The organism is Lentibacillus songyuanensis, assembly GCF_039548255.1.
In the GTDB taxonomy this organism is placed as follows: Bacteria; Bacillota; Bacilli; order Bacillales; family Amphibacillaceae; genus Lentibacillus_C; species Lentibacillus_C songyuanensis.
Window position 1 is genome coordinate 26,311 of record NZ_JBCLVH010000014.1, and the last position, 13,844, is coordinate 40,154.

Genomic DNA, 13,844 nt, shown 5'->3' on the forward strand with positions numbered 1-13,844 from the left:
ATGAAAAAATTACCTGGCGTACAAAAAATATGTAGTCTTTAAATAAAAATAAAGTTCCTAAACTGAGGTTAACTGATCCAAATCAGCTGATCTTCGGTGTTTTGTTTTTCTCCAAGATTTGAAACTAAGGTGAGTATGGACTGGGGGACGTTATTTTTATTTGAGGACATAGTAGATAGTAAGCGTTTAGGAAAAGAGTAATTTGTAGCGTTAATCATATGTATTTGTGGATGTATATGCCACACAGAAAGTCAGATAATAGAGAAGTAATTTTGTAGGTACGCTAAAAAGATGGAAGGGAAGCATTGGAAAGAATAAAAGTCTTTATACTGATGGTTGGCTAATATAATTTTAAGTAAGTAAATTTAAGTTAGTAAAAATATGGAGGTAGTTTATGTATCAAAAGCAACCCACAATAGACCAATATTTAATATCAAATTGCCTATTTATTATAGACGAATTTAACGAAAGGTTTGACAGTGTAAACAATAAAGAGGCATTAAAAAATATAGCAGACTCAGGGTTCAGCGAAGCTGATTTAACTGTTAGGTTAGGATACCCATTTAGACAAATGGCTAAATTTAATATGCAAGGCCCAGATACTCGCGACATTGTTGTAGATTCAAAAGATTTCCTTATAGAAGTTAAGTTTCTAAGAAACTTTCAAAGTAGTGGTGGCAAGGCCAATAAGATAACTTGGAAGGAAATAAAAAAGGATTTTGATTGGCTCTTTACAGAAATCACTAAAGGAAATAAAGGAAATAGAGCATTTATTATTGGTTGGTTTAATGCTGTAGAAAGACTAAGTCAAATTGTACAGTTGGGCAAAGGGAAGGGGATGTATCCTGAAATTGACGAAGAAAAAATGAGGTATTTTCCTTTTTTAAATAAAAATGGTTCAAAAACCAAGGATATCTTCTATATGTATCCAGATGCCTATGAAGTAATTCCAATTCAAATTTCTGGTTATGCTGGACGAGGAGCAAATTGTATGTTTTTTGGGAAAGAGAGTGACAAGTTTCATATAGCTTTATATTGGTAATTGAACTATTTTCTAACTGTAGCCATAGAAAGAAAACGTGACTATAAATAAAAATATGTAGTCCTTAAATAAAAAATGAACATTATCTGCCCCCACGTCTATATTTGAAGGGGATTAATCTTGTTTGCCAAATTAGCTTACTACTTCTCAGGAATTGTACAGAAGTTTGCATACATTCACATAAGCAATTTTAGATATAATTATGGACCTGATAAGAAAATTTTTAAAAATGCAATATATGAATAATTGTCAAGAAAAATGTATGGTAATATTGACTATCTACAACAATTACTTACATAAATAGATTAACAAAACGACAAAGGAGGATGAATATGAAAACAGCAGTACGTTTTTTGGCAGAATGGGCTGGCGAGGAGCCTTGGAAGGTACACATTTATAATATAGTTAAAAAGAAAGGTGATATTGACTCAACTCAACTGTTGGAGGAAGTTTTACATCTAATGAAAACTAAAGAAGCAGTTGATGTTAATATAGGCTCCGATGTGATTAGTGAACCGTTAGAAAAGACAAGACTGACTATTAATGAAATAAAGTCTCCTAAAAACGTGAATGCTCTCTCAGGTGATGCTCAATTTTCATTAGGAAAAAATCTAAATGTGTTTTATGGTGAAAATGGTTCGGGAAAGTCATCGTACGTTCGCATGTTTCGAAAATTAGCAGATCACTATTTCACTTCAGAAAAAGATTTAACCATACTGCCTAATGTATATGATGAAGATACAGGGGGAGAAGATTTACCGCAAACGGTTGGTGTTACATACCTATTGGATGACAGTATGAAGGATGATGTTGTCAATATAAACAAATCACATACTGAGCTTTCAAAGATAAATGTGTTCGACAGTGAATCTGTTCTTCCTTTAATTAATAGTGATCTGACATTTAGTATCCTACCAAAAGGGTTTGAGAAATTCCAAAGAGTTTCGGGTATATTGGATTCTCTTCGCAGAGAAGCAACAACATTTATTAGTGAAAAAAAGGAAAAGCAAGAGGGGATTTTCTCTGACTCCTCTTTCGAGTTTATACGTGAAGAACTTCATAAGATTATGGAAGAAGTTAAGGATCCAAAAGATATAAAAAAATATCTTGAAAGCAATTATCCACGTAGCGATTCATACGAAGAGGTAATTAAAGAGATTGATCTTCGGATTAAAGAATTGGAATCTACCAATCCCAAAGATAAGATTACTATTTTAAAAACCCAAAAGACCAAGCTTAAATCGATCAAGGATTCATTTAATAAATTGTCAAAGATACTAAGTAAAGAAAATATAGAAAAAGTTAATGTGCTAATTAAAGATTACGAGCAAAAGATACAAGAAGAGCAAAAGTTTAATGAGACTTTTCGAAAAAATGTGTCTTATCTTGAAATAGTAAACGATGAATGGTTTGAATTTGTTAAGAAGGGCAAGAAATATTATGAATCTATTAGTCGGGATCATGTTCATGAAGGAGAGGCATGTATTTTCTGTAGCCAGCCCCTTAATTCTTTGGGTGTAGACATAATTGAAAATAATTTTAAACACATTGCTAAAAGTAATGAGGGGTTAAGGGATTCAATTGAAAAGGAAATTAGTAAACATGATATTGATAATATAGGGGTTAATATATCTGAAGAAGAGATAGCCTTGTTTGAAAGTGGAAAACTCTTAGGGAGAATTAAATCAGCCATTCAGATTGTAAACCGTAATAAAGGATTGTTTAACACTCTTCTTAAATCTAAACAACACATTACTGAAGAGGTTTTATTGGACTTAACGGATATTATAGGGGAAATTGATCAGGAGTTAGCTGCATTAGATGGTAGATTAGAAAATTTAGAGAAAACAAGCTCGGAAGCTGGTGAATTTATTGCATCGCTTAGAGCTACGAGAGAAACATTAGTAAAAAATGAAAAACTCCATTCTGCACTGGAATCCTTAGTTGAATGGTTTGATACTCAAAATTCTATAGAAGAATATAGTAAAGCGAAAGGAAAGTTTTCCACAAATTCCTTGACGCAGAAACAATCTGAGGCATTCCAAAAAATTGTTCAAGGAGAATATATTGAAACTTTTGAGCGCTATGCAAAGGAGTTAAAAGTGTCAAACGTCAATTTAAGGCTTGTTTCAAAAAAGGGAAAAACGTTTAGAAAGAAATTTGTGGCCTCTGAGGAGTACAAAGTTTCCCAGATTATGAGTGAGGGTGAACAAAAAGCTGTGGCCATGGCTGAATTTGCTACTGATTTAACTATGCGTAAAGATTTTAATACCATACTCTTTGATGACCCTGTAAACTCCTTAGATTATAAACGAACAGAAACTATCGCCAATTTAATTTATCAATTGTCATTGGATAGACAGGTTGTAGTTTTTACACACAATATAATGTTTTATTACATTTTATACAATGTAAGTGCAAAAAAGAAAAATAGTGAGAACAAGTTTTTTAAGGTGGATGAAATTGACAAGCTAAACAAAGGCTTTGTGTCGGAGTCTTTTAGTGGTAGGTTGGAAACCTTAAAAGACGTAATGGGGAAATTAAAGAAACAAGAACAAACAATTAATTCTAAAAAATGTTTTGGAGATGTGTTAGAGGAAACATTAAAAAAAGCGTATTCCGATATCAGAACGTGGTGTGAATTAATTGTTGAGGAAGGATTCTTTAATAGTGTTATCAGAAGACATGAGGCAAACATTAGATTCACAAAGCTCAATGAGATTAAAGGAGACTTTGTGGAAGAGTTGGATTCAGTGAATGAATTATTTGATAGGTCTTGTCGCTGGATGGCTGGTCACAGTCAACCTTTTGAAACTCAACATGTTCGGGCCAATAAAGACGCTTTCAATGATGATATGAAATATATAGATCAACTTTATGAACAATTTAAACAAAGTAGTTAAGGATATAAATAGTGGTTTGGATTTTTGTTCTTAGACAAGCTCCTACATCTAAAGAGGACCAAATAAAGCTAGATAACAGGTCTTTTAATGAGGGGATTTTATGGAAGTCTCCACTGGCTTGGCAGGTTACTTTATTTATGGGCTTGCAATCGTTCATATTCTATGTGATCGTATCGTGGCTCCCAGAAATAATGCAGAGTTATGGATTTTCCGTATCAGCTGCCGGTTGGATGGTAGCCTATGCGCAATTTGTCGGACTTCCCTCCACCTTTCTGGCACCGGTGTTGGCGGAAAAATTCTCCAACCAGCAGGGTATTGTACTAGGAATTGGTGGAGGTGCAACGATTGGATTTATCGGTCTTTTAATCGGGGGACCGCTTCCGCTGATTTTCTTCTGGGTAACGTTAATTGGAGTTGCTTTCGGAGGTGCTATCAGTCTGTCACTTGCCATGCTTGGCATGCGTGCGCGTGATGGGAAGCAAGCAGGCGCTTTATCCGGTATGGCACAATCTATTGGCTATGTTTTTGCAGCAGTCGGGCCGTTACTTATTGGGTTGTTGTTTGATATTACACACGTGTGGACGGCGCCACTTATTGCCATCATCATTGTTTGTTTGCTGATGACACTGGCGGGTCTGGGTGCTGGTAGAAATAAGTATGTATAGGAGCCCGGTACATACTGGATGAACTCGCAAAATCCTCAAATGATATTTCATGCAAAAGAGGCGCAGCAGATGAATCCTTTCCAAAAGCCGACTGGCAACGCAAAAGGGTGAAAGCGAGACAAAGGGACACGTGTAAAACAGACGTGTCCCCAATGTTATGCTATTTCACGATACTTGCTGCGGGTGAATCTTTTTTTAGTTGAAAATGATGTTTGTGCGCATTTTTATATTTAGGATCTAAATATTGAGATCCCTTATCACTTTTGGAAGCAATTTGAAACTTCGGGAAGGACGTATATTCTTTATCTTTCCATACCCATATCGCGTCCTTCCCTTTCTCTTTATGAAAAACGTTTTTTATTAGTCTATTCTTTTGGTTGGTCATAAAATAGTTAGCGATAAATAGACGAGACGGCCCCGCTGTAAAAATATTTTTTTCTATCACATTGTTTTTTGTATCATATTGTAATAAAAGCTGTCCACCCGCTAACCCCTTCGTGTCATTCTTATAAATAATATTACGCGAGATGATAGCGTTTTTCGTACCTCCCCGATGTTTATCATACCCACCGATTGCTATTCCGGTGTAAAAATTGTTGTAAATAGTGTTGTTTCGAACGCTAATATTTTCAGCATACTTGTGAGCGTGTTCGGAGGTTACTTCAACACCAATATCACTTTCATAAACGGTATTTTCTTTAATGGTTATAGTTTTTCCACCATCTACATAAATACCAGCGGCTGCATAGTCCTTTCCATAGGCGGGATTACTATATGAGGAAATTTCATACACATTATTCTTTTTTACTACACCATTTCGCACTCGGTCAGCTTTCATGTTGTTACTAATCCCTTCATAGCCTATTAGATCAATACCGATATTATTATTTCTGCGGATAAGGTTATTTTCCACTTTAAAACCGTCAATATTTCCATTTAGAACAAGAGATTCACTCGAACCGAGTATTAAATCTTCTACTGTATTTTTCATAATGTTTATATCTTTCATTGCACCGGTTCCGTATATGGCGATCCCGTGTGCATTTCCATCATCCGCGTGGGTCTTAATCCGTTGTACGTGATTATTTTTTAAATGAATATGACTACTTGATCCGGTTACAAAGATCCCCATTACTGTTTCGTCTGTTAAATCGGTTGATAAATCCTGAATAGTTAAGCCGTCAATCGAAATATAATTTTTATTTTCCATGCTGATTAAGGCGGTATTTCCTTCATTTCCTTCAACATCTTTTCTATTTTTTCCACTTAGAACAACTTTCTCATTCTTGTAAGCCGTAAAAATAACCGGTTTTGATGGAGTACCGCTATGTTTTATGACCAGCTTTTCATTGTAGGTTCCTTTACGGATGAAGACGGTCGTCCCGGCTTTCGCTTCTGATGCGGCTTTTTTTAGTGTGCGAAAGGGTTTTGAAATTGTGCCGTTATTTTGATCGTTTCCATTCAAAGCTACATAAATAGACTTATCCGGTTTTCCGTGGGAATGATGGAGTAGGATGAAAATAATGGCGACCGTTACAACCAACAAAGGGATAAAAATGAATCTTTTCACTTCATCATTCCTTTGTTATCGAGTGTAACCAAGCTGATTCTGTATAGGGAAAGTTCTTCATTAAGTGAATTTAAGATAATACCTCTAGTTTTCACTGTAGCACCTCATAGTTGTATATTTTTTGACTATATAATGATACAATTTTATCGTTATATTATTCATATCTTCATATTATAGGTGATATGCTATGAAAAATACAAACAATCGTATAGTAGGCATTATTTTTGTCATTTTAGGTGCAAGTTTTTGGGGGTTAGGTGGAACGGCATCTGACTTTTTATTTGAAAAAGCTGACATAAATGTAAATTGGTTTGTTTCAACAAGGCTCGTTATTAGTGGATTGTTATTGTTAGGAGTACAACTGCTTCTAAAAGGAAAACAGGCTATTTTTGCAATATGGAAAGATTCAAAGAGAAGGACACCTTTAATAGTCTTTAGTTTGTTCGGGATGTTATTAGTTCAATATTCTTATATGGCTTCGATTGAAGCGGGTAATGCTGCGGTGGCCACTTTATTACAATATTTAGCTCCCATTTATATTCTTATATGGTTAATTTTTAGAGGTCAGCAAAAATTTCAAATGTCAGATGTAATAGCCATTCTGCTAACAATTATCGGGACGCTGCTTTTGTTAACAAATGGTTCATTTAAAGGGTTGTCCGTTTCGAGTATTGCACTCATTTGGGGATTTATCTCCGGTATATCCTTGGCTTTTTATACACTTTATGCACGTAAGTTGCTCGATTTCTATTCATCGGTAACTGTCGTTGGATGGGCTATGCTGATTGCTGGATTATGCATGAATGTTATTCATCCAATATGGGAAGTCGAAACGCATGATTGGTCTTTATCAACCATAATCGTATTGGGTTTTACGATTGTGTTTGGAACCACACTGGCTTTTTGGATGTTTATCAAAAGTTTAGAGTATCTTGAAGCGAAGGAAACGACATTATTGGGCACTGTTGAGCCTTTAACTGCAGTAGTCAGTAGTGTAATTTGGTTAAAACTCCCTTTTGGTTCTTGGCAGATTGTAGGAATGATTTTAATCTTAGTTCTCGTTGTTTATTTATCGTTAGCGAAAAAAGAACTATAAATATTCCTGATTTTATTTAACCCGCTATACAGATATACCAACAGTTTGTCTGGAATCTTTCCAACACTGTAATCATGTGAATTTCCAAACACATGATAGGTCAAATGCAATACGCAGGATTAGTAGCCGGTGTCGATACGTTTGCCTTTTTGATTACCAGGGTATAGCGTTAATAGTAGTATAGAAGGCAGAAAGGAAGGTAATCCATGAAGGTGCTTGTTATAGGAGCAAATGGTCAAATAGGTCAGCATGTTGTGAAAAAGATACAAAGAGCAGATAATCATGATGCCATTGCTATGGTTCGTAAGGAAGGGCAATTGGCACAATTTGAAGAGCAAGGAGCCGAAACAGCGCTCGTTGATTTGGAAGGAAGCGTCGATGATATTGCTAATGCTGCAAAGGGTGTGAATGCGGTCGTGTTCACAGCTGGTTCAGGTGGACATACGGGGGCTGACAAAACAATGATGATTGATTTGGATGGGGCAATCAAGTCCATGGAAGCTGCCAAACAAGCTGGAGTAAACCGATTTGTCATCGTTAGTGCAATGGGCGTTCATCATCGTGAAAACTGGATGAGCGGTGCACCGTACTATAGTGCGGCCAAGCATTATGCGGATGTTTGGCTAGAGAAGAGCGGTCTCGATTATACAATCATCCGTCCGGGTGGATTGACCAATGATACTGGAACCGGGAAGGTAAAAGTTGCGGTTGATCTGGAACGCGGGCAAATTCCTCGAGAAGATGTTGCATCAACAATCATTGCCTCTCTTGAGAATGATCATACAATAGGTAAAGCCTTTGACATAATTGGTGGGGAATTGGCTATTGAAGACGCGTTAAATACGTTATAAAATGCTATTTCACTTGATCTTCCACCATTAAATCAATCTATAAACATGGGTGCAAAAAACTGTATCCATGTTTTTTTGTCCAGTTCAAGGAGCCGCTCGTTGGCAGGAAATTCAAATCAAATTTTAACTGAGCAATATCCATTTTGCAGATTGATGTAATGAAATGGATACGATACGTTATTTGTGAAAACGACGTAACAAGAAGAAATAAAACAAATGGTAAAAGAAATGGTGGCTAAATACAGTAAACTGGATATTATGTATGCAAAGGCTGGTGTTGCAGATGATGCCCCTGCTACCGAACTGTCTTATGAAAAATGGAAACGAACCATTTATGTCAACCTGTCACTATTTTACGAACCTTCATATACCTTCCGGGGAGAGGCGAAATCAATGAAGGGAGGGTGAGGAATCCCATGAAGCAGGAATCACTTTTTTCAGAGGATAATAAAAAAAGTTCTCCGCTTGCCAGTCGTGTCCGGCCAAGAACGCTGGATGAATTTGTTGGTCAGCAGCATTTATTGGCGCGTGGGAAGGTTTTACGTGAGATCATAGAAAATGACCAGGTAACTTCCATCATTTTTTGGGGGCCGCCTGGGGTAGGGAAAACAACATTGGCGGAAATTATTGCCAATAAAACGGAATCAAAATTTATTAACCTTTCAGCAGTCAATAGCAGTATTAAAGATATCAAAAATATTATGAAGGAAGCCGAGACAAGGAGGGACTTAGGCGAAAGGACCATTATTTTCATCGACGAGATACACCGATTTAACAAAGCGCAACAGGATGCCTTTCTTCCTTATGTGGAGAACGGCAGTATCACGTTAATTGGAGCAACTACGGAGAATCCTTCCTTTGAAGTGAACGCAGCACTTTTATCCAGAAGTAAGGTTTTTGTTTTAAAGCCTTTGGAAGTCGAGGATATTGTCGATCTTTTGAAAGCGGCGATACATCATCCGGATGGCTTTGGTGAGAAGCGTATTCACATCACAGAACAAGATTTAGCAGCTATCGCAAAATTTGCGAACGGGGATGCGAGAAATGCTTTGAATACGTTGGAAATGGCTGTTTTAAATAATGAAATAACATCGGATGGTATCTATATTACTCATGATGATTTGGAACAGCTAATTACAAGAACCTCGCTGCTCTATGATAAAAGCGGAGAAGAACATTATAATATCATTTCCGCCCTGCATAAATCTATGCGAAATAGTGATGCAGATGCTGCCACTTACTGGCTTTCAAGAATGCTTGAATCTGGGGAGGATCCGATATATATCGCCAGAAGATTAATCCGTTTCGCGAGTGAAGATATCGGTCTGGCAGATACCCGTGCTTTAAGTATGACAACGGATGTGTTCCAAGCATGCCGATTTATTGGGATGCCTGAATGTGATGTTCATCTCACTGAAGCGGTTATCTATTTATCTCTGGCGCCAAAATCAAATGCTGTTTACAAGGCACGTCAAAAAGTAAGGAAAGATGTAAAGGAATCCATTAATGAGCCCGTTCCGTTGCAAATCAGAAATGCACCTACCAAATTAATGAAGGACCTTGATTACGGGAAGGGCTACCAGTATTCACATGATGAAAGAGATAAATTAACGACGATGAAAACAATGCCGCCTTCCTTGGAAGGAAAGGAATACTATTTCCCGACAGATCAAGGAAATGAGAAAAAAATGAAAGAAAGATTGAATGATATTAAAGCGTGGCACAGGAGAAATGATTCATAGGCGAAAATTAGAAAATAATCATTTCTTTTGCCCGCAAGTTTTTAAGCATGCAAGTTCAAGAAGCTGAATCATAAATTACTTCGAAGCTGTTCTAAAAACGTAAGAGCACCCTTCGAAAATGCTTGATGTTTTTTCCATATCATGTTTAGTTCAGCTTCCAGTTTAGGATATAACTGCCGGAAACAAAGCTCGCTGTCTTTTGAGGTATCAACAAGTTTATCAATACACATAGCATATCCAATATTCTTGTGATTATAATCCATTAAACAGAGGAACCATGTATTTGAAGCCAATTGTACTGAAAGAGAGAACATGGATCGGTTCCAATGCAACAATACTACCGGGGGTTACAGTCGGCGAAAATGCAATTGTTGCTGCTGGAGCGGTAGTTACTAAGGATGTCGAACCCAATACGATTGTCGGTGGAACCCCTGCAAAAATTATAGCAAATTTAGAGGATAAAATTGATAGAACCAATTAAACTTTGGAGTTAGTACTTAGATATTGAAAAAGTACCTTATGCAGAAGTTAATTACTGCTAAGAAAAACAGCCACTTGAACAGAGATCGTTCCAGCGACTGTTTTTTTGATTCATTCTCTTATTAGTGTTCAAAAGTTTTCAAAGCTTGATAAAAAGCGCTTACGCATGGTATAAGTGTAAAGGAGCAGGGACATCTTTGCTCTTTATTTTTGGGAACAAGTTTGTACCGGTGTCCCATAATGAGAGGATTTGAATTGGATGATGATAGATAATTTTTGGCGTGGTTTACCACGACCGTTTTTTATACTGGCACCAATGGAAGATGTGACGGATGTTGTTTTTCGCCATGTCGTAAGCAAAGCAGCACGACCTGATGTGTTTTTTACAGAGTTTACAAACACGGAGAGTTATTGTCACCCAGAAGGGATATATAGTGTGCGTGGACGTTTGACTTTTACAGAAGATGAACAACCAATTGTGGCCCATATATGGGGGGATAAGCCCGAGTATTTTCGCCAAATGAGTATTGGTATGGCGAAACTAGGGTTTAGTGGTGTGGACATCAATATGGGCTGTCCCGCGCATAATGTGGCACCGAATGGGAAGGGATGCGGTCTTATCCGTCGCCCAGAAGTGGCAGCAGATATCATCCAAGCAGCAAAAGCTGGAGGATTGCCCGTAAGTGTGAAGACAAGGCTTGGTTACATGGATGTGGATGAATGGCGTGACTGGCTGACACACCTATTGAAACAAGAGATTGTCAATCTTTCCATCCATCTGCGTACGAAAAAGGAAATGAGCAAAGTGGATGCGCATTGGGAACTGATTCCGGAGATCAAGAAGCTTCGTGACCAGGTTGCACCAGATACGCTTTTGACAATCAATGGGGATATTCCCGACCGGCAAACTGGCCTGGAACTCGCGCATCAATACGGTGTTGATGGGGTTATGATTGGGCGTGGCGTTTTCAAAAATCCGTTTGCTTTTGAAAAAGAGGTGAAAGAGCATAGCAGTAAGGAATTGCTTGATCTCCTAAGACTGCAGATTGACCTCTTTGATAAGTATTCCAAAGAATTCGAGTCACGTCCATTCAAACCCCTTCGTCGCTTTTTTAAGATATATGTCCGCGGTTTTCGTGGAGCAAGTGAATTAAGAAATCAATTAATGACCGCAGAATCAACAGATGAAGTGCGTGCGATGCTTGATAACTTTGCGTGAAAGAGTGTGGATGGATAAGAGAGCAGAATGCTCTTTCTCTATTCTTCGGTAGCCAATCAAATGAAATCCCGGGTTGATCCAATAACTCGGGATTTTTTGTTTTAGTTGATCCGCGTAGAAGTTCCAAATCATAAACGGAAATCATCCCAATAATAAGTGTGTACAATATATGGTCAAATGAATATAAAAATTATATACTTAAATAAGTAACAAGCTAGTTGTTCCTCCTGAATGAACAGGTGCAAGCGCTTGTGTCTGAATATTCTTTCTGTTGATTATCAAGAAAAAAGGACGAAACGATATGGAACTAATATGAGTTTTAATTAGAAAGTAAGTATACAAACACTTTACAGAAAGAATGAAAACTGTTGAAAGTAAAAATCATCAGTAGCATAAGAACGAATAATTTTAGTGATGACCGTGTGATGCAAAAAATAACAGGAACGTGGAAAGAGGCTTCTGGTAGTCTGGAAAGTTATCGGAATACTGTATACGGTGTTTATCATGATTATGAGAGTGATTATAAAGGTGATTACTCACTAAGTGTTGCGATGGAAGATAATGACGGAGAGCATGCTGTAGAAATACCGAATGAAAATTATGAAATCTTTAAAATTAGATACTAAAGATGAACAAGGAATTCTAAATACTTGGAGTAAGATATGGGAGCAAGAAGAATCTGGTGCATTAGAGAGAGCTTATTCCTATGATTTTGAAAAATACTATCCCAATGGAGAAATTGAGATTCACATTGCTTTAAAGTAGTTACAATGCTCACTAACAACGAACAAGTGCGGTTATGATTAGATTAGGAGGAGAAAAGTGAATCTAGGTAATCCAATTGCCAGTGGGAATACAGCCAATCTATATCTCTATGGTGATAATAAAATTGTTAAAGTCTTTAAAAGACATTTGCCACCTTCTGAATCTGTATATGAAGCAAAAAAACAAGCATATGTTTACGCATGGGCTGCCTGTGCCCAAAGTATTAGAGGTAACAGAAATCGAAGGTAGCCAGGCCATTATTATGGAATATATAAAGGGAAAAACGGTAGGTGAACTTTTAATTAATAATCCTGAACGAGCTGCGCATTACATCGGTATTTGTGTGAATATGCAACAAAGAATTCACGCATTGGGGGCAGATTCGGATTTACTTGAACCTATGTCGGAAAGGCTGCATCGCCAGATTGAATTCGTACATACGTTAAATACGAAGCAGAAGGATATATTATTAAGAAGATTAGAATACTTGGCGTATGAACCGAGGCTATGTCATGGGGATTTTCATCCATTTAATTTAATTATGAGTAACGAGAGAGTTAATATTATTGATTGGGTTGATGCTAGTTCTGGGGATATTCGCGCAGATGTTTATCGAACATATCTATTGTTTTCGCAGAAGTCGGTAAAATTAGCGGAAATATATTTGCATATGTATTGTAAGAGTTCATGTTTATCAAGAGATGAAATTTTCCAATGGGCACCTATCATTGCCGGAGCAAGCTTATCTGAAAATGTTTCTTTAGAACATAATAAGCGTTTAATAGAGATAGTTTCCGAATACTTGTAACTCATGCATGTGAATAGTTGTTGTGCTTAAACCAACTATCTGGGTAGTTAAATAAAGACATGATTAAGGGAGTTTTGGAATGAGGGTTAATCAGAAGGATTATTATATTCGTGATTTACATTTCATCATAAGGTCTGCAAAAGAGGAGGATGCAAAAGCCTTGTCTGAAATAAGAGTGCAGATAGATGGCGAAACAGAAAATATGGATAGAGAAAAAGGCGAAGCATACATAGACGAACCAGGTTTTAGACAAATAATTAAAGATGATGCAGAATGTGAAACTAACTTATTTTTAGTTGCTGTAGTTAATAAGAGATTAGCAGGTTTTTCAAGGTGTGAAGGTAACAAGCTGAAAAGAAGCCTACATAAAGTAGAATTTGGAGTTTGTGTGTTAAAAGAATATTGGGGACATGGTATAGGAAAAAACCTCTTAAAAGAATCTATTCATTGGGCAGAGTCAAACAAAATTAAGAAAATAACGTTGAATGTTATTGAAACGAATGATAAAGCAATAGAACTGTATAAAAGATATGGTTTTGAAGTGGAAGGTATCTTAAGAAAGGACAAAATTCTATCTGATGGTAATTACTATAATACCATAGTGATGGGAAAATTTAATGAATAAACCCAATGGGGGCAGTTTGATGGTGTGCACTTATTTTTAAATCAGAGACAGAAGGAATTTTTTATTTCCTGATTCTGC

10 protein-coding genes and 3 pseudogenes are annotated in these 13,844 nt (G+C 36.8%); 12 read left to right on the top strand and 1 reads right to left on the bottom strand.

Annotated elements, in window-relative coordinates:
* The first annotated feature begins 394 nt into the window (after positions 1–394).
* The 3 genes from WMZ97_RS13945 (at position 395) to WMZ97_RS13955 (ending at position 4,610) form a co-directional block, all read left to right on the top strand.
* Positions 395–1,042: a hypothetical protein gene (locus WMZ97_RS13945; protein ID WP_343272705.1), complete on the top strand. Its 648-nt coding sequence runs from the start codon at positions 395–397 to the stop codon at positions 1,040–1,042.
* A 332-nt stretch (positions 1,043–1,374) separates the two neighbouring features.
* On the top strand, positions 1,375–3,945 hold the full coding sequence (locus tag WMZ97_RS13950; RefSeq protein WP_343272706.1) for an AAA family ATPase: 2,571 nt from the start codon (positions 1,375–1,377) through the stop codon (positions 3,943–3,945).
* Between the two features lie 11 nt (positions 3,946–3,956).
* A complete protein-coding gene (locus WMZ97_RS13955) occupies positions 3,957–4,610 on the top strand; it encodes an MFS transporter (protein WP_343272707.1) in 654 nt (217 codons plus the stop codon).
* Between the two features lie 160 nt (positions 4,611–4,770).
* On the opposite strand, the gene WMZ97_RS13960 is transcribed toward WMZ97_RS13955, so the two are convergent.
* Positions 4,771–6,180, bottom strand: a complete 1,410-nt coding sequence (locus WMZ97_RS13960; RefSeq protein ID WP_343272708.1) for a right-handed parallel beta-helix repeat-containing protein — start codon at positions 6,178–6,180, stop codon at positions 4,771–4,773.
* Between the two features lie 187 nt (positions 6,181–6,367).
* On the opposite strand from WMZ97_RS13960, the gene WMZ97_RS13965 reads away from it, so the two are divergent.
* The 9 genes and pseudogenes from WMZ97_RS13965 (at position 6,368) to WMZ97_RS14005 (ending at position 13,766) form a co-directional block, all read left to right on the top strand.
* Positions 6,368–7,276 (top strand): DMT family transporter, encoded by a 909-nt coding sequence (locus WMZ97_RS13965; RefSeq protein ID WP_343272709.1) that lies wholly within the window; start codon positions 6,368–6,370, stop codon positions 7,274–7,276.
* A gap of 206 nt (positions 7,277–7,482) precedes the next feature.
* A complete protein-coding gene (locus tag WMZ97_RS13970; protein WP_343272710.1) occupies positions 7,483–8,127 on the top strand; it encodes an SDR family oxidoreductase in 645 nt (214 codons plus the stop codon).
* Positions 8,128–8,289: 162 nt separating this feature from the next.
* A pseudogene (locus tag WMZ97_RS13975) lies at positions 8,290–8,532 on the top strand (SDR family NAD(P)-dependent oxidoreductase); the annotation flags it as partial.
* A gap of 11 nt (positions 8,533–8,543) precedes the next feature.
* Positions 8,544–9,869, top strand: coding sequence for a replication-associated recombination protein A (locus tag WMZ97_RS13980; RefSeq protein ID WP_343272711.1), 1,326 nt, complete (start codon positions 8,544–8,546; stop codon positions 9,867–9,869).
* A gap of 268 nt (positions 9,870–10,137) precedes the next feature.
* Positions 10,138–10,350: pseudogene (locus tag WMZ97_RS13985) on the top strand (acyltransferase); the annotation flags it as partial.
* 261 nt (positions 10,351–10,611) lie between these two features.
* Positions 10,612–11,568 carry a tRNA dihydrouridine synthase gene (locus tag WMZ97_RS13990; RefSeq protein WP_343272768.1) on the top strand — a complete coding sequence of 319 codons (957 nt, stop codon included), beginning with the start codon at positions 10,612–10,614 and terminating at the stop codon, positions 11,566–11,568.
* 368 nt (positions 11,569–11,936) lie between these two features.
* Positions 11,937–12,194, top strand: a complete 258-nt coding sequence (locus tag WMZ97_RS13995) for a hypothetical protein (protein WP_343272713.1) — start codon at positions 11,937–11,939, stop codon at positions 12,192–12,194.
* A 196-nt stretch (positions 12,195–12,390) separates the two neighbouring features.
* Positions 12,391–13,141 (top strand): annotated as a pseudogene (locus tag WMZ97_RS14000) (phosphotransferase family protein).
* A gap of 79 nt (positions 13,142–13,220) precedes the next feature.
* Positions 13,221–13,766, top strand: coding sequence for a GNAT family N-acetyltransferase (locus WMZ97_RS14005; protein WP_343272714.1), 546 nt, complete (start codon positions 13,221–13,223; stop codon positions 13,764–13,766).
* Positions 13,767–13,844 lie beyond the last annotated feature (78 nt).

Coding starts and splice junctions, on each gene's coding strand:
- WMZ97_RS13965 (WP_343272709.1), top strand. CDS start 6,368: ATGAAAAATACAAACAATCGTATAGTAGGCATTATTTTTGTCATTTTA.
- WMZ97_RS13990 (WP_343272768.1), top strand. CDS start 10,612: ATGATAGATAATTTTTGGCGTGGTTTACCACGACCGTTTTTTATACTG.
- WMZ97_RS13970 (WP_343272710.1), top strand. CDS start 7,483: ATGAAGGTGCTTGTTATAGGAGCAAATGGTCAAATAGGTCAGCATGTT.
- WMZ97_RS13945 (WP_343272705.1), top strand. CDS start 395: ATGTATCAAAAGCAACCCACAATAGACCAATATTTAATATCAAATTGC.
- WMZ97_RS13980 (WP_343272711.1), top strand. CDS start 8,544: ATGAAGCAGGAATCACTTTTTTCAGAGGATAATAAAAAAAGTTCTCCG.
- WMZ97_RS14005 (WP_343272714.1), top strand. CDS start 13,221: ATGAGGGTTAATCAGAAGGATTATTATATTCGTGATTTACATTTCATC.
- WMZ97_RS13950 (WP_343272706.1), top strand. CDS start 1,375: ATGAAAACAGCAGTACGTTTTTTGGCAGAATGGGCTGGCGAGGAGCCT.